Genomic DNA, 15,064 nt, shown 5'->3' with positions numbered 1-15,064 from the left:
CGCTGATGGGGGGCGATCCCGGCATTAAGCCTAGGACCGGAAGTTTGACGGACTCCCGGAAGTGCTGCGCGTTTACGCCTGCGGGGGGGCAGAGTCAACAGGGGCGTGGTTTGCGAGCCAGGTGTTGATGGTTGTGGTGATCTCTTCGTGCAGCTTTTCTGCTGCGCCACCCAGCGCAAGGTTAAGGTAGGCCGGTGCGCGGTTGTGAAAATACAAATGAAGAAGGTAGCGGCTGCCGTCCTCAGTTTCTTTTCTTGAGAACTTCGCAACTTTGAGGTCCGGTAAGGGGTATTCTTCCTTCCGTACGCCAAGCAATGTCTTCCTGTGTAGAGCAATTTTACCGGAACTCGGGACCAGAGACAGCGTCTTGTGTTGCAGAGCGCTATAGACACCGTGCATACCCACCGCGGAAAAACCGAAAGCGAACCAGTAGAAGGTAAGTGACCGTTCGTCGAAGAGGCTGTTGTCAAAAAGCCAGACCATCGCGAACCAAAAGCCGGAAACTGGAAGGGCGCTCCAGGACGGGCCAGCTTCAAAGCTCAAACTTTCAGAGGAATTTCGGGTCACTCTCATAGGTGTAGTGGTCGCATTCAGGTCGCGAAAAGTTCAAGTGTAAAGTGCGCGACGGGTTGCAAAGAAATGGAATGCGTGATCGATCAAGCTCGGCAAATACAACAAAGGCAGCAAAATCATGGACGCATCATCAGAGTTTCAAGACACGTTGCCGGTGAGTTCGGACGCGCTTTTGGCGCAGCTTCAGGACTGGGGGCTGGGTTATGTGCTGCACGAACACGTGCCGCTGCGCACGGTGGACGATGCCAAGTCTGTTGAAGCGGCGATGGAAGTGCCTGGGGAAAAGGCATTCCGCGTCAAGAACCTGTATCTGCGGGACAAGAAGAAGCGCAATTACCTGGTCACGCTGGAGCAGGATCGGGAGATTGATCTGAAGGCGCTTGGCAAGCAGTTGGGCGTGGGTGGGCTTTCGTTTGGCTCAGCGGATCGCTTGATGCAGAATCTAGGGGTGCGCCCTGGTGCGGTGACGCCTTTGGCGATGATCAATGGGGCTGAACATGGCGTGCGGTTCTTTATTGATGGTGCGGTGAAAGAGGCTGAGAAGATCTACATGCATCCGCTGGTGAATGATCGCACGGTGGCGATGAGTGTGGGTGATCTTTGGCTGTTCCTTGAGAAACTGGGCGTGGTGCCCGAGATGCTGGAGGTTGCCTGAATTGAAAAAGGCGCACGATACTCCGTGCGCCTTCCGCGTTTGGGGTTAGGCGGCTTTGGCAGCAACCTCTGCGCCGTCTTTGTTCAGGATGGTCACATCTGTGATGCCCAGAAAACCCAGTACAAAGCGCAGGTAGCTAGAGGCGAAGTCGATGTCGGAGCCAATTTCGGTGCCGCCGGACGCGAAGGTGATCACAACTTTTTTGCCCTCGAGCAGACCTTTGGGGCCGGTGTCTGTGTATGCAAAAGTCACGCCGGCACGGGCGACCTGATCAATCCAAGCTTTCAGCGACGCAGGGATTGAGAAATTGTAGACGGCAACACCAATAACAATGGTGTCGGCGGCCTGTAGCTCTGCAACCAGCGTGTCTGAAGTTTCCAACGCAGCTTTCTGGGCGTCGGTGCGCGCCTCTGGAGGAGTAAAAGTGGCTTGGGCGAAGGTTTCATCCAAGAATGGCAAAGTGGTTGCGGACAGGTCGCGGGTGATGACGTGGGTTGCGTTCTGTTGTGCTACCAAAGCGGCGGAGGCCGTGCGGGAGGCAGAGTCTGTGAAGCGGGCGGAGCTGTCGATGTGCAAAACTGTGTGGGTCATTTGAATGTGTCCTTGCGTGAGTGTCTGCGATTGACAAGAAGATGGGCTATTGCAAATCCACACACAATTGCCACTAATGCGCATTGAGTGTTTGAATTTGCACATGCGAAGCGAGGGCGAATTATGAAGAACTGGGATGAGGTGCGCACTGCGTTTCAGGTGGCGCAGCAAGGCACGGTGAGTGGGGCCGCCGAAGTGCTCGGCGTGCACCACGCGACCGTGATCCGGCACATTGATGCGCTGGAAGCGCAGTTGGGCGTGAAGCTGTTTCAGCGTCATGCGCGCGGATACACGGCCACGGAGGCTGGCGAAGACCTGATGCGTGTGGCGCAAACCACGGATGACCAATTTGGTCAGCTGGAAGGACGTATCAAAGGGCGCGGCGCGGATGTGTCCGGTGAATTGGTGGTGACTGCGCTGGGCGGGTTTGCCCCGTTGGTGGCGCCAATTCTTGCGGATTTTCAGGCAGCACATCCAGATCTGATGGTGCGGTTTTTGACCGGGGATCGGGTGTTTCGTCTGGAATATGGCGAGGCGCATGTGGCGATCCGGGCCGGAGATGGCGAAGTGCAGCCGGACAACGTGGTGCAAAAGCTCGCACATTTGCCCGCAGCGATGTATGGCGCAGATAAGTATATTGCCAAATATGGAGCGCCAAAAGATGAGGCGGATTTGGTGAATCATCGCTTTGTTGGGCACGACAATCCAGACAGTCGTGCGCCATTTTACCGGTGGCTGAAGACGCAGGTGCCGCGTGAAAATGTGGTGTTTCGCTCGTCCTCTGACCGCGCCACTGCTGCAGGGATTCGTCAGGGAGCAGGTTTGGGGTTTCTGCCTGTATGGGATGTTGATCCGAATGAGCCTTTGACGCAGGTCTTGGCGCCTAGGGATGAGTGGGCAATCAATGTGCGTCTGATCACCCATGTGGATCTGCACCGTACCATTAAAGTACAGACCTTTTTGACGTTCCTCAAAGAGCGGGCGCAGGATTGGACTTCTTCACGATGAGCCTACACTTGCGCGGCCATTTGGCCATGTTGCTGTTCTCGGCATTGGTGGCCGGTTCGTTTTCGCTTGGATCGATGAGTGCCAATGCCGTGGAGCCGGCGGCATTAAACGCGGTGCGGTTTCTGATTGCTGCGTGTGTGATTGGCGTGGCGGCTATGGCCACAAAAGGTTTGCCTAAGTCGGCGTGGCAGGCACCCTGGCGTTATCTGATCCTTGGTGGGTTGTTTGCCGGCTACTTTGTCCTGATGTTTGAAGGACTGAAGACGGCACATCCGGTGAGCACGGCGGCAGTGTTTACGTTGACGCCGCTGATGTCGGCTGGATTTGGCTGGGCCTTGCTGCGCCAGATCACCACCAAACGTATGTTTGTCGCGCTGGGCATCGGTGGCGTTGGGGCGCTGTGGGTGATTTTCCGGGCGGATTGGCAGGCGTTTCTGCGCTTTGAGGTCGGGCAGGGGGAAATCTATTACTTCTGGGGCTGTATGTTGCACGCACTCTATACGCCGATGGTGCGTAAGCTGAATCGCGGCGAAGCACCTGTGGTGTTCACTTTTGGCATGCTGATTGCCGGGCTGATAATCCTGACAGGGTTCGGTTGGAATGATCTTAGGGCGACAGACTGGTTGGCACTGCAGCCGCTGGTGTGGGGCACCATTGTCTATCTGGCGGTGTTTGCCTCCGCGACGACCTTTGTGTTGTTGCAATTTGCCACACTGCACCTGCCCAGTGCCAAGGTCATGGCCTATACTTATCTGGTGCCAAGCTGGGTGATCCTGTGGGAGATAGGTCTGGGGCATGGCGCGCCCAGTGGGTATGTGCTGATTGGGATTGGCTTGACCTGCGTCGCGCTGTGGATGCTGCTCGAAAATGAAGGGTAGCCTCTTCTTTGCCGCGCCATGATACGTATCAAAGATGAGTTGGACTTTTTGAGCTATCCTTAGGCGGGAGGAATGCCATGCCTGCAGCAACAACCAAAGAGGATTTGTTGGCGATTGCTGACAAAGAGTTTGCCAAACTACAAATGGTGATTGAGACGGTGCCTGCGAATGTGGCGCTGTGTCAGCATGATGACAATTGGAGCATTCGTGATGTGGTGGTACATCGCGCGCATTGGATTGATTTGTTTTTGGGATGGTATGCCGATGGGCAGGCGGGCAAGGTCGTGGCTTTCCCAGCACCGGGATACAAATGGAACCAGCTCAAAGCCTATAACGCGGATCTGCTTGCGCGGCACCAGGGCGTGGATTGGGACACGGCCAAGGCTGGTTTCGAGGCGGCGCATAAGCGGTGGCACGGGCTCGTGGATGGGCTTGACCAAGAAGCGCTTTATGCCAAGCCTATGAAGGGTGGCAACAACAACTGGACCACCGGGCGTTGGGCGGAGGCGGCAGCTTCGTCTCATTATCGGTCTGCGGCGAAATTTATTCGGGCGTGTCTGAGGGAGACGGCGACATAAGCTCGGTTTCCAAGAAGCGTTCAAACGCATCCAGATTGACCGGCTCAAATTGGCCAAACCCCTGCATCCAGACAGAAGCCGCGCGCATCGCGTCGGGTTGCAGTTTGCACCATTTCACCCGGCCGCGTTTCTCTTGCGCAATCAGCCCCGCTTTGGTCAAGATCACCAAGTGTTTGGAGATGGCTGCCAGGGAGATGTCAAACGGCTCTGCCACGTCGGTCACAGCCATATCATCCTCAAGCAACATGTTGAGGATCGCGCGACGGGTTGGGTCGGCGAGAGCAGAGAAGACGGTATCGAGCGCGTTGGACATGTGTACTCTCCTAGCGGTTTGAGGCCGCAGGGGGAAGAGATCACAGGTAGGGGTGTTGCTGACGGCGGATGTCAGGCGCGGTGGGAACTGCAGGCCATTGGTTGACACCGGCGTCACGCGCTAGGCGGGCATTGGGGATTGTCCCCTGCGGCGTCTGCCAGAACACCAATTTCTGCGCCAAGGCTGTTCCAATGCGGTCCCAAATTCGAGGATTTGAAGTTGGAGATGTGTCCAATAAAGTCATGAATGTGGCTCCCAAAACGACTGCTTTCAAACCTAAACGAGGTAACGGCGCGAAAAAATTGCCAAGAGTGCACTTAATCTGTGCGAAAAAGGCACGCATAAAGCCACAATATCTGTATAGGTTTGTTCAAATGGCACCGGGTTGTTGGGGCGTCAGAAATTGGGAGAGTTGGTATGTCTGCGCGATTGCCACCGTTAAATGCGCTAAAGGCGTTTGAGGTTGCTGGGCGTTATGAGAATTTCAGTCAGGCGGCCAAAGAGCTTGGTGTCAGTCACTCTGCGATCAGTCGGCATGTGCGCGGGTTGGAGCATCAATTGGGAGTGGCGCTGTTTCGGGATCTGCCGCGGGGGGTGACGTTAACAGCGGAAGGTCGTGCGTATCTGGCCAAAGCAAGTGCCGGGCTGGAGTTGATTGCACAGGCAACGGAGGAGTTGGCGGGGCCGGTGCGTGGGCGCATTGTGGTGAGCTGTGAGCCCAGATTTGCAAGATCGGTGCTTGTGCCATTGCTGTCAGAGTTTTACGCGCGACACCCCGAGGTGGATGTGCGGTTGGAGTCCTCGCGCACGCTTGTGGACGTAGAGCACTATGAAGCCGACATTGCGTTGCGGTTTGCGGCGCACGGGCAGTTGGATGTGCCGTCCGACATGGTGAGCAATCTGCCGATGTATGTATATGCGGCTCCGGACCTGCGCCCGGAAGGTTGGAGCGACGTGTCGCAATTGCTGGAGTATCGCCGCTTTCGCGATCGCAACGCAGATGTGTGGCGCCTTTGGGCTGAGGCACAGGGGCTGGATGGGGATGTATGGAGTTTGGCCGGATGGCGCCTGCAGGCAGAGCTGGCTTATGAGGCCTGTCTCTGTGGGCAGGGCGTGTATCTTGGAGGCTCAGATTGTGCAGATCGGGATGTGGCGGCTGGCCGGTTGGTCCGATGCTTCGATTTTCCCCTGCATGATGGTGCCATTCGCCTTATTATGGGCGCGCAAGCAGAGAGAAAGAAAGCCGCCCGGCTGTTTCGCAGTTGGGTGTTGAGCGCGACGCAGAAATTTCGCGTTGAGACAGTCTGAAAACAAACATCAACCAAATGGTTGAATATGGTGGGGCGCTGAACTGACAGCACTCTTGGGAGGATTGGCTTTTTCGCCTGAGGGGATTTATTTGGTTAAATCGTTTAAACTCAGACTGTTGGGGGAGTCTTTTCCGCACGGTTTCCGCTGTTGACTCACGACGTGCTGCACCGTAGCAATGCGCCAACGTTAGCAAGGGGTAAATTGCGCGTGACCGAGACGAACCACAAAGACCAAATGCAGCGTCTGGAGGAGAGGATCGAGGCGGCCCGAAAGGCCCAGGACCCAAAGCCCCGCGCTGATGAGCACTATTCGGGGGCCAATCTGGCCTGGCGGATGGTGATAGAAATGGTGGCTGGTCTTGGGATCGGCTTTGGCATCGGATATGGGCTGGACAGCCTGTTTGGGACACTCCCAATCTTCATGGTGCTGTTTACAATGCTTGGTCTGGCCGCTGGTATCAAAACGATGCTCAGTAGCGCCAAAGAGATCGAAGAGAAACAAGCGGCTGAGGCCGCTGAGAGAGATGAGAGGGATTGAACGTGGCAAGCGAAGCACACGGCGCAGAAGAAGGCGGTCTGGTATTCCACCCAATGGACCAGTTCAACATCAAACCTTTGTTTGGTGGTGACCACGTCGGCCTGTTCACCATTACCAACGCCACCTTGTGGATGGCTCTGGCGGTTGTCGCCGTTGTCGCAATGATGGTGATTGGCACCCGACGCCGCGCAATCGTTCCAAGCCGCAGCCAATCCATTGGTGAGCTGGCCTACGGTTTTGTCTATAAGATGGTTGAAGACGTCGCTGGCAAAGACGCCGTGAAATTCTTCCCATATATCATGACACTGTTCATGTTCATTGTGTCTGCCAACTTCCTTGGTCTGCTGCCAATGAGCTTTGCCACCACGTCGCACTTCGCTGTGACGGTTGTTCTGGCGATGGCGGTGTTCCTAACGGTGACGGTTGTGGGCTTTGTGAAAAACGGCGTAGGCTTTCTTGGTCTGTTCTGGGTGTCCAGCGCGCCTTTGGCACTGCGTCCTATCCTGGCCCTGATCGAAGTCATCAGCTACTTCGTGCGCCCCGTTAGCCACAGCATTCGTCTGGCAGGCAACGTGATGGCTGGCCACGCGGTTTTGAAAGTTTTTGCAGGCTTTGCTGCCATCGCAGTTGTGAGCCCGCTGTCTGTGGTGGCGATCACCGCAATGTACGGTCTTGAGGTCCTTGTGGCCTTCATCCAGGCCTACGTCTTTACCATTCTGACCTGTGTGTATCTGAAAGATGCGCTGCATCCTTCGCACTAAGGTCTCAGAAACTCTACTCTATCTATTAACTTCCAATCGTAAGGAGATACCCACATGGAAGGTCAACTCGCACACATCGGCGCAGGTCTCGCAGCAATCGGTTCCGGCGCAGCCGCTATCGGTGTTGGTAACGTGGCAGGCAACTTCCTGGCCGGCGCTCTGCGCAACCCTTCTGCAGCTGCTAGCCAGACTGCAACTCTCTTCATCGGCATCGCGTTTGCAGAAGCACTGGGCATCTTCTCGTTCCTGGTTGCTCTGCTGCTGATGTTCGCCGTTTAAGCCTACGGAACCATCCTTACGTGCGGGTGCGGGCGTGTATCATGCCCCACCCGTAACCCAACGGAAGTTCCCAGGAGGACGACATGGCGAGCACATCTACCGACGCCACAAGCCACGCCGCAGAGGCCGCCTCTGCACCGGGCATGCCACAGCTCGATTTCTCGAACTGGGGCAACCAGATTTTCTGGCTTTTGATCACACTGGTTGCGATCTACTTCGTCCTGTCGCGCATCGCGCTGCCGCGCATTGCCGCGGTTCTGGCTGAACGCCAGGGGACCATTACGAATGACATCGCCGCAGCTGAAGAGTTGAAGGCGAAGGCCGTGGAAGCGGAAGAGGCTTACAACAAAGCCCTCGCCGACGCCAAAGTGGAAGCAGCGCGCATCGTTGCCGAAGCCAAAGCAGAGATCCAGGCTGACTTGAACGTCGCGACTCAAAAGGCCGACGCAGAAATCGCAGCGAAAGCCGCCGAATCGGAGAAGGCAATTGCCACAATCCGTGCTGGTGCGCTGGCAAGCATCAAAGACGTGGCCAACGCCACCACAGCCGAACTGGTTTCTGCCCTGAGCGGCAAAGCTGAAGACGCGGACGTGGCGAAAGCTGTTGATGCGCAGATGAAAGGTTAAGACCATGCGGAAACTGACCACAGTTGCAGCCCTAGCGGCTCTGAGCGCGACACCGGCCTTTGCGGCTAGCGGCCCGTTCTTCTCGCTGGGCAACACAGACTTCATCGTGACGCTGGGCTTCATCCTGTTTGTTGCAGTGCTGTTTTATTTCAAAGTGCCTTCCATATTGGCTGGCATGTTGGACAAGCGCGCTGACGACATCAAATCCGAATTGGACGAAGCGCGCGGTTTGCGTGAAGAAGCCCAGACGGTTCTGGCGTCTTATGAACGCAAACAGAAAGAAGTTCAGGAGCAAGCTGCACGTATTGTTGAGCACGCCAAAAGCGAAGCTCAGGCGGCTGCAGATCAGGCAAAAGTCGATTTGGAAGCTTCCATTGCGCGCCGTCTGGCCGCTGCGGAAGACCAGATTGCCTCGGCAGAAGCCGCGGCCGTCAAGGAAGTGCGTGACCAGGCGATTGTTGTCGCCATCAGCGCAGCCCGTGACGTGATTTCTCAGCAGATGACAGCGGCGCAAGCCAACAAACTGATCGACGCTGGTATCACTGAAGTAGACGCCAAGCTGCACTAAGCCTGACGTCTGTCTGAACAAGTTTAAGAAAACCCGGTCTTGAATGGGCCGGGTTTTCTGCATTTTTGCCGCCTTTCAGCCGTATTCTCATGGTGTGTCTCTCATCAACAGAGACACGACCTGGGAGTTTTGAGATGTATAAGGTGGCACTTTTTCTGGTTATTGCCGCAGCCACGGGCTGTTCCGGCGGCACCACCAAGGTTTCGACCAAATCTGCAGCATTGGAACCCGGTGAGGTGTTTTGGGCCAAAAACCAACTGGCTGTTCAAACGGCCATGCCAGGTGCTGCGCAATTTCAGAAGTTTGAGATCATGGCGCTGAGCAATGGTGACCGGGTCTATTGCGGCGAGATGAACGCCGTGTCCCGCTCTGGCATTTCTGAGGGCTTTGTGCCGTTTTACATGCGTCGCAGCAACGGCACGGTGAAGGCAGTCAATACCAGTCCGGACAGTGCGGAGTTTTCCGCAAAGAAATGCGCGGATGCCCGTGGGGGCGCCTTGCGCATCAATAAGGTCTGACGCAACTCTCAAAGTGATTGGCAGTTGGTGCGTTACGGCGCTTCGCCCTCAGGGTAAGCGCCGCCGTCTTTTTGGCTGGATGCGGCTGCGGATGCGTGGCGATGCATCCATTTCCAGCCAAGTGGTGTGTTGACCAAAGAAACAGTCCACCGAATTGGCACCACCAGGTCTTGCCCATCTGCGTTCAGGTGAATGCGTAAGCTGCAGGCCACTGTGGCTGCGGAACCTTGAATTGATATGTCCTTCCAGCCCCATTCAAATTGAGATGCAGTGGCTTCGGCGAAGTTTCGATCAAACACGTCCCTAATTTGGGACCGACCGGAGCAGAGTTCGTCCGCTCCGGTTCCAATCAGAGAGATGCCTTCGCCCTCAAGAAACAGGTCCATCAGGGCGTCAGTGTCTTTGGCGCAATACGCACGCGCGTATTCTTCTAGCGTGTCAAAAACAGCGTCTTTTCCAGTCACGGCCAGTACTCCTCATACGGTTGACACGCAAATTGGCTCAACCATACACGATTTGCCTCTAGACCGGAAAAGAACGACCTTTCATCAGATTCAGATGCTACCGAACCGGATCAAACCGCGCGTTGGAGAGCGTGCAATCTTTGATCACATCGCGGCCACAGGGGACTGGCTCCAACTCTTTGGACAGGCACACACGCGCCTCCTGAATGAAGCTGTCTCGGCAGGTGATGGTCAGCATGTCCGGTTCCAACTGTGGGTTGGCCTTCAAGAAGGCGTCTTCCACCACGGAGGCAGGCAGCTTGACGGTTTTATCCAACTTGCGGAACACAGTGGGGCGGGTGACGCTCTCATAAGCTTTGCGGGCGGCGGCGAAATACTCTTCGCCGGACAGGCCTGAACATTTGCCATGTTTTTTCCATTGGTACCAAGCCAGGCCAGATGTGCCCATGATATCGGCCATGGAGTTGGTCACGTGGCGCGGCGGATTGCGTTTGGTGGTGAGGCAGTTGGCGGGCCAGCCCCGGTGAAACTGCGGCCAGAGGCCGTGCATAACCCAGCCAAAGTCTTCGCTGTCGTCACATTGCGGGCTGTCCTTGGCGTCACCCTCGATGGCGCACCAATTGGGGGACCAGCTCAAGGCCAGCACATAATAGTCGAACTCACCGGCTTTATCGCCGTCGGCAATTGCCTGCCCAGAAACCAACAGGGCAAGGGCCATACCCAGCAATGAACGCATTCACTCTTTCCTTTTTTGTTCAGCCGCACTATATCGGGCTCAAGTTCCCCTACAACGGAAACCCGCGCCAGACCATCGGTGCCGTCTGACAAAAGTCAGACGACGGGAAATCTGTATCCTTTTCAGGGGAAAAACGTCGTAAGGAGTAGAGATATGGCCAAGCTGCTGCACCCCAAAGCCACCGCCGTCTGGCTGGTGGACAACACCACGATCAGCTTCAAACAGATCGCTGATTTTGTTGGCATGCACGAGCTGGAGATTCAGGGTATCGCCGATGGCGATGTGGCCGCTGGCGTGAAAGGTTTTGACCCGATCACCAACAACCAGCTGGTTCAAGCCGACATCGATCAGGCGGAAAACAATCCGCTGGCGAAGCTGAAGCTCAAATTCAACGCTGCGGCGTCCGGCGAAGAGAAGCGCCGCGGCCCTCGCTACACCCCGCTGTCCAAGCGCCAGGACCGTCCTGCGTCTATCCTGTGGCTGGTGAAGTTCCACCCGGAGCTGTCTGACGGTCAGGTGAGCAAGTTGGTGGGCACAACCAAGCCAACCATCCAGGCGATTCGTGAGCGCACCCACTGGAACATCGCCAACATTCAGCCAATTGACCCGGTGGCCCTTGGCCTGTGCAAGCAATCTGAGCTTGACGCCGCCGTTCAGAAAGCCGCCGCGAAACGCGCCGCCGAAGGTGTTGTGATGTCGGATGATGAGCGTCGTAAGCTCGTCTCTACCGAACAGTCGCTGGAGATGGACGCAGAGCCGAAGATGCCGTCTTCGATTGAAGGTCTGGAGACCTTCTCTTTGTCGGATGACGATGATGACGACAGCGAGAAACGGTCTGATGCAGACTTCTCGGATGCTGACAGCTTTTTCAACCTGCCTGAAGGCGACGAGGAAGAGCAGCCGCGCTAAATGCTGCATCAGTTCTAGATTGAAGGCCGTGCTTACCCAGCGCGGCCTTTTTCGTTTTCGGGGCGGTTAGAGTGTTTTGCGGGCCGTTAGGGCTGCGCTGATTGTGCCCTCGTCCAGATAATCCAACTCACCACCCACCGGCACGCCCTGCGCCAAGGATGTCAGGCGCACTTGCTCTTCCAACTGGTCGGCAATGTAGTGCGCGGTGGTTTGGCCATCCACAGTGGCGTTGAGCGCGAGAATAACCTCGGAGATGCCCTCGCTGACAACACGGTCCATCAGACGAGGGATCGAGAGTTCCTCCGGCCCCACGCCTTCCAGAGCGGAGAGGGTGCCGCCCAGCACGTGGTAGCGGCCGTCAAACACTTGCGCCCGCTCCATGGCCCAGAGGTCAGCCACGTCTTCGACCACACAAAGTACGCCGGTGGCGCGTTTCTCAGAGGCGCAGATGTCACAAATGTCGGAGGTGCCCACGTTGCCGCAATTCAGGCATTCGCGCGCGGTGGCGGCAACCTGCAACATGGCGTCCGACAGCGGCGTGAGCAGGAGCGCGCGTTTGCGGATCAGGTGCAGCACAGCGCGCCGCGCAGAGCGTGGACCAAGCCCAGGGAGCTTGGCCATCAAGTCAATTAGGGAATCAATTTCGGAACTGCTCATGTCCGGGTCTTTTCTGGCAACCATTTTGATTGCTTATAGCAAGAACCAACCCGGAACACACGTTTCTTAGACTCGTTTGCGTTTCATCAGAATCGCTTGTTCGCTGCATCTCCCATTCGGTCGAACGCGCAAAGCGATCCGATTGCCTTACCTAAAACGCAAACGGCTTTAGAACGGCAGCTTCATGTCCGCTGGCAGGCCCAGATCGGAGGTGATTTTGCCCAGCTCTTCTTGGGAGCGGTCGCTGGCCTTGGTCTGGGCGTCTTTGATTGCGGCGAGGATCAGGTCTTCGACCACTTCTTTGTCGTCGCCGTTGAAAATCGACGGGTCGATGTCCAGGGCTTTTAACTCACCTTTGGCAGAGGCTGTGGCTTTCACAAGACCGGCACCGCTTTCTCCGACAACCATGATGTTGTGCAGCTCGTCCTGCATCTCGCTCATCTTGGATTGCATTTCCTGGGCTTTTTTCATCATGCCGGCCATATCGCCGAGATTGCCGAGTCCTTTGAGCATTGGGTCTCTCCTAAGTGTGATTGCTTGCCGCCTAGATACGGATCAAGGAGCTTGTAAACAAGGGTGTCTCGCTGAATAGAGTTAAGGTTGGGAGTAGATTACTCCTCAAACGGATCCCATTCGTCCTCGACCTCAGGCAGCGCTTCGGCGAGGGCTTCGTTGGCAAGCTCGCGACGGGACTTGATCTCTTTGATCTTGGACTTTGGAAAGGCGTCCATCACCGCTTGAACCAACGGATGACCCAGCGCTTGTTCGCGCATTTCATTTTTGGCAGCGTCCCGGATTTCTGCAATGGAGGGTGCGCCACCTTCGTTGACCAAAATCACCGCCCAGCGGGAGCCGGTCCAGCGTTGCAGCTGACTTCCCAGCTTCTGCGACAAATCTTTGGGCGCGCCGGGCGCGGGTTGAAACTCGATGCGGCCAGGCTGGTAATTGGCGAGGCGCACGTATTCTTCGACATGCACACGCAGCACACCGTCCCGGCGTTGGCGGATCAGTTCAACCACATGTTCGAAGGTTGGATACTTGGCCAAGGCCGCGTCGCTTTGCACCGCGAGGGCAGCCACTGTACCGCCGCCTGCGTGGGCGGTTGGTGCACCATGCATGGGCCCATTGCCGCCACCCATGGGGCCGCCTTGTGCATTGGTGCTGCCAGCAGCGCCCGGGCCACTTCCATAGCCTCCGCCACCGCCGCCGTTGGGCTGTGGTGGCGGTTGGGGGGCGTCTTTTAATTTGCGCACCAACTCCTCGGGGCTGGGCAGGTCGGCCACATGGGTCAGGCGAATGATCGCCATTTCAGCCGCCATCATGGCGTTCGGTGCGGCGGCGACCTCTTCGAGAGCCTTCAAGAGCATCTGCCACATGCGGGTGAGCACGCGCATTGGCAGGTCGGTGGCCATGGCTTGGCCTCGGGCGCGTTCGTCCGGGCTGACGGTTGGATCCTCGGCGGCTTCCGGGGTGATTTTCACCACGGACACCCAATGGGTGATCTCGGCCAGATCGCGCAGCACCGCCATTGGATCCGCGCCATCTGCGTATTGTGAAGACAGTTCGCTTAACGCGCCGCCGGCGTCACCTCGCAGGATCATGTCAAACAGGTCCAGAACACGGCCACGGTCAGCGAGACCCAGCATGGCGCGGACCTGATCAGCTGTGGTTTCTCCCGCGCCATGCGAAATGGCCTGATCCAGCAGAGAGGTGGCGTCTCGGGCGGAGCCTTCTGCGGCCCGGGTGATGAGCGCAAGGGCGTCATCGGCGATATCGGCCCCTTCGGAGGTGGCGATGCGGGTCAGCATGCCAATCATGTCTTCGGGTTCAATCCGGCGCAAATCAAAGCGTTGGCAGCGGGACAGCACCGTGACCGGGACTTTGCGAATCTCGGTGGTGGCAAAGATGAACTTCACATGCGCGGGGGGCTCTTCAAGTGTCTTCAGCAGCGCGTTGAACGCGCTGGTGGACAGCATGTGCACCTCATCGATGATGTAGATCTTGTAGCGCGCGGAGGCGGCCCGGTAGTGTACGGAATCGATGATTTCGCGAATGTCATTCACACCGGTGCGGGAGGCGGCGTCCATCTCCATCACGTCGACGTGGCGGCCTTCCATAATGGCTTTGCAATGCTCGCAGACGCCACAGGGGTCTGTGGTGGGGCCGGAGCCGCCGTCAGGTCCGATGCAGTTCATGCCTTTGGCGATGATCCGCGCTGTGGTGGTTTTGCCGGTGCCGCGGATGCCGGTCATGACAAAGGCCTGCGCAATCCGATCCGCTTCAAAGGCATTTTTCAGGGTGCGCACCATGGCGTTCTGCCCCACCAAATCCGCAAAGGTTTCAGGGCGGTATTTGCGCGCGAGAACCTGATAGGCGGTGTCGGGAGTGTCAGTCATGGCCGTCCTGAAAGTTGCGGGGTCGCAGATTCGGCTGGCCCCTGTGCGTGGTCTGGCGCAGGTTATGCGGGCGAAGGCGGCGCGTCCACCTGATATGCGGGCGGATCGACTGGCATGCGCGCCGCGAACAGCGCTCTGGCGCTTGAAAGTTAGGGGGATGAGATGGCGTTTGAAGTTTTTGCGGTTGGCGTTGGTCGCGGCGAGTTGGCGTTGGCGCCGGTGCCTGGAGGAGCAGGGGATTTGCGCGCGGATGTTGAGGCCATTTCCCAGTGGGGGGCAACAATGGTTGTCAGCGCGACAGAGGCTGAGGAAATGCAGAGCCTTGGGGCTGCGCAGTTGCCAGACCTGCTCAAGGAGGCGGGCATTGAGTGGGCCCATTTTCCGATCCGAGACTTTGCCGTGCCCGAAAGCACTGTGGCGTCGCAGTGGGCCGCGCTGTCACAGGGCATTCATCAGCATTTGCAAGCGAAGGGAGGCGTGCTGGTTCATTGCCGGGGCGGGTGTGGGCGCTCCGGTATGCTGGTGCTGCGCGTGATGGTGGAGGCGGGGACGGCTGCGACGGACGCTTTGGTGCAACTGCGTGCTGTGCGGCCTTGTGCGGTGGAGACGGACGCACAGATGGGCTGGGCCACAAAAGGTGCGCTCACCCAGGCTTAGTCGGAAACCCAATAAAAAAGACCGCAGACAAAGCTGCGGTCTTTCAAAT

The 15,064-nt window shown here is 57.2% G+C and carries 22 protein-coding genes; 13 read left to right on the top strand and 9 right to left on the bottom strand.

All coding sequences use genetic code 11. The features are described from left to right. Nucleotides 1–72 precede the first annotated feature (72 nt). Nucleotides 73–567, bottom strand: coding sequence for a hypothetical protein (locus QOL67_RS14935; protein WP_283426766.1), 495 nt, complete (start codon nucleotides 565–567; stop codon nucleotides 73–75). Nucleotides 568–691: 124 nt separating this feature from the next. On the opposite strand from QOL67_RS14935, the gene QOL67_RS14930 reads away from it, so the two are divergent. Continuing rightward, nucleotides 692–1,228: a prolyl-tRNA synthetase associated domain-containing protein gene (locus QOL67_RS14930; protein WP_283426765.1), complete on the top strand. Its 537-nt coding sequence runs from the start codon at nucleotides 692–694 to the stop codon at nucleotides 1,226–1,228. Between the two features lie 45 nt (nucleotides 1,229–1,273). Here QOL67_RS14930 and QOL67_RS14925 read toward each other — a convergent pair whose 3' ends face one another. Next, a complete protein-coding gene (locus QOL67_RS14925) occupies nucleotides 1,274–1,819 on the bottom strand; it encodes an FMN-dependent NADH-azoreductase (RefSeq protein ID WP_283426764.1) in 546 nt (181 codons plus the stop codon). A gap of 123 nt (nucleotides 1,820–1,942) precedes the next feature. Between QOL67_RS14925 and QOL67_RS14920 the strand changes: the two genes are divergently transcribed. The 3 genes from QOL67_RS14920 to QOL67_RS14910 all read left to right on the top strand — a co-directional run bounded on the left by QOL67_RS14920 (nucleotide 1,943) and on the right by QOL67_RS14910 (nucleotide 4,283). Continuing rightward, on the top strand, nucleotides 1,943–2,827 hold the full coding sequence (locus QOL67_RS14920; protein ID WP_283426763.1) for a LysR family transcriptional regulator: 885 nt from the start codon (nucleotides 1,943–1,945) through the stop codon (nucleotides 2,825–2,827). Continuing rightward, nucleotides 2,824–3,705, top strand: coding sequence for a DMT family transporter (locus QOL67_RS14915; protein WP_283426762.1), 882 nt, complete (start codon nucleotides 2,824–2,826; stop codon nucleotides 3,703–3,705). The genes QOL67_RS14920 and QOL67_RS14915 overlap by 4 nt, the downstream gene beginning before the upstream one ends. A gap of 77 nt (nucleotides 3,706–3,782) precedes the next feature. Beyond that, nucleotides 3,783–4,283 carry a ClbS/DfsB family four-helix bundle protein gene (locus tag QOL67_RS14910; protein ID WP_283426761.1) on the top strand — a complete coding sequence of 167 codons (501 nt, stop codon included), beginning with the start codon at nucleotides 3,783–3,785 and terminating at the stop codon, nucleotides 4,281–4,283. Here QOL67_RS14910 and QOL67_RS14905 read toward each other — a convergent pair. Together QOL67_RS14905 and QOL67_RS14900 are read right to left on the bottom strand one after the other, a co-directional pair. Then, nucleotides 4,249–4,596, bottom strand: coding sequence for an ArsR/SmtB family transcription factor (locus QOL67_RS14905; protein WP_283426760.1), 348 nt, complete (start codon nucleotides 4,594–4,596; stop codon nucleotides 4,249–4,251). The genes QOL67_RS14910 and QOL67_RS14905 overlap by 35 nt on opposite strands. Before the next feature lie 40 nt (nucleotides 4,597–4,636). After that, entirely contained in the window at nucleotides 4,637–4,840 is a 204-nt protein-coding gene (locus QOL67_RS14900; protein WP_283426759.1) for a hypothetical protein, read from the bottom strand. 173 nt (nucleotides 4,841–5,013) lie between these two features. On the opposite strand from QOL67_RS14900, the gene QOL67_RS14895 reads away from it, so the two are divergent. From QOL67_RS14895 to QOL67_RS14865, 7 genes are all read left to right on the top strand, one after another. Further along, a complete protein-coding gene (locus QOL67_RS14895) occupies nucleotides 5,014–5,904 on the top strand; it encodes a LysR substrate-binding domain-containing protein (protein ID WP_283426758.1) in 891 nt (296 codons plus the stop codon). A 237-nt stretch (nucleotides 5,905–6,141) separates the two neighbouring features. Next, nucleotides 6,142–6,444, top strand: coding sequence for an AtpZ/AtpI family protein (locus QOL67_RS14890; RefSeq protein ID WP_430458959.1), 303 nt, complete (start codon nucleotides 6,142–6,144; stop codon nucleotides 6,442–6,444). A 2-nt stretch (nucleotides 6,445–6,446) separates the two neighbouring features. After that, nucleotides 6,447–7,205 carry a F0F1 ATP synthase subunit A gene (locus QOL67_RS14885; protein WP_164645529.1) on the top strand — a complete coding sequence of 253 codons (759 nt, stop codon included), beginning with the start codon at nucleotides 6,447–6,449 and terminating at the stop codon, nucleotides 7,203–7,205. 54 nt (nucleotides 7,206–7,259) lie between these two features. After that, nucleotides 7,260–7,484 carry a F0F1 ATP synthase subunit C gene (locus QOL67_RS14880; RefSeq protein WP_090027589.1) on the top strand — a complete coding sequence of 75 codons (225 nt, stop codon included), beginning with the start codon at nucleotides 7,260–7,262 and terminating at the stop codon, nucleotides 7,482–7,484. A gap of 83 nt (nucleotides 7,485–7,567) precedes the next feature. Then, nucleotides 7,568–8,110 (top strand): F0F1 ATP synthase subunit B', encoded by a 543-nt coding sequence (locus tag QOL67_RS14875; protein ID WP_283426756.1) that lies wholly within the window; start codon nucleotides 7,568–7,570, stop codon nucleotides 8,108–8,110. Nucleotides 8,111–8,114: 4 nt separating this feature from the next. Further along, complete coding sequence (locus tag QOL67_RS14870; RefSeq protein WP_283426755.1) at nucleotides 8,115–8,678, top strand: F0F1 ATP synthase subunit B; 564 nt, start codon at nucleotides 8,115–8,117, stop codon at nucleotides 8,676–8,678. A 134-nt stretch (nucleotides 8,679–8,812) separates the two neighbouring features. After that, a complete protein-coding gene (locus QOL67_RS14865; protein ID WP_283426754.1) occupies nucleotides 8,813–9,196 on the top strand; it encodes a hypothetical protein in 384 nt (127 codons plus the stop codon). Between the two features lie 32 nt (nucleotides 9,197–9,228). On the opposite strand, the gene QOL67_RS14860 is transcribed toward QOL67_RS14865, so the two are convergent. Together QOL67_RS14860 and QOL67_RS14855 are read right to left on the bottom strand one after the other, a co-directional pair. Continuing rightward, nucleotides 9,229–9,660: a nuclear transport factor 2 family protein gene (locus tag QOL67_RS14860; RefSeq protein ID WP_283426753.1), complete on the bottom strand. Its 432-nt coding sequence runs from the start codon at nucleotides 9,658–9,660 to the stop codon at nucleotides 9,229–9,231. Nucleotides 9,661–9,757: 97 nt separating this feature from the next. Further along, the gene (locus QOL67_RS14855) at nucleotides 9,758–10,396 is read right to left on the bottom strand and encodes a ribonuclease T2 family protein (RefSeq protein ID WP_283426752.1); all 639 of its coding nucleotides are present in this window, start codon (nucleotides 10,394–10,396) and stop codon (nucleotides 9,758–9,760) included. 153 nt (nucleotides 10,397–10,549) lie between these two features. Here QOL67_RS14855 and QOL67_RS14850 point away from each other — a divergent pair, with 153 nt between their 5' ends. Continuing rightward, complete coding sequence (locus QOL67_RS14850; protein WP_283426751.1) at nucleotides 10,550–11,305, top strand: DUF1013 domain-containing protein; 756 nt, start codon at nucleotides 10,550–10,552, stop codon at nucleotides 11,303–11,305. Between the two features lie 66 nt (nucleotides 11,306–11,371). On the opposite strand, the gene recR is transcribed toward QOL67_RS14850, so the two are convergent. The 3 genes from recR to QOL67_RS14835 form a co-directional block, all read right to left on the bottom strand. Then, nucleotides 11,372–11,962, bottom strand: coding sequence for a recombination mediator RecR (gene recR, locus QOL67_RS14845; RefSeq protein WP_283426750.1), 591 nt, complete (start codon nucleotides 11,960–11,962; stop codon nucleotides 11,372–11,374). Between the two features lie 168 nt (nucleotides 11,963–12,130). Then, nucleotides 12,131–12,475: a YbaB/EbfC family nucleoid-associated protein gene (locus QOL67_RS14840; protein WP_283426749.1), complete on the bottom strand. Its 345-nt coding sequence runs from the start codon at nucleotides 12,473–12,475 to the stop codon at nucleotides 12,131–12,133. A gap of 98 nt (nucleotides 12,476–12,573) precedes the next feature. After that, nucleotides 12,574–14,358, bottom strand: a complete 1,785-nt coding sequence (locus QOL67_RS14835; RefSeq protein WP_430458957.1) for a DNA polymerase III subunit gamma/tau — start codon at nucleotides 14,356–14,358, stop codon at nucleotides 12,574–12,576. A gap of 162 nt (nucleotides 14,359–14,520) precedes the next feature. On the opposite strand from QOL67_RS14835, the gene QOL67_RS14830 reads away from it, so the two are divergent. Next, nucleotides 14,521–15,015 (top strand): phosphatase domain-containing putative toxin, encoded by a 495-nt coding sequence (locus QOL67_RS14830; RefSeq protein WP_283426748.1) that lies wholly within the window; start codon nucleotides 14,521–14,523, stop codon nucleotides 15,013–15,015. The last annotated feature ends 49 nt before the right edge of the window (nucleotides 15,016–15,064 follow it).

The sequence above is a fragment of the Shimia sagamensis genome (genome assembly GCF_900182745.1).
Lineage (GTDB): Bacteria > Pseudomonadota > Alphaproteobacteria > Rhodobacterales > Rhodobacteraceae > Shimia > Shimia sagamensis.
The sequence above is the reverse complement of the archived record's forward strand: the minus strand, read 5'-3'. Positions and strand labels throughout refer to the sequence as shown.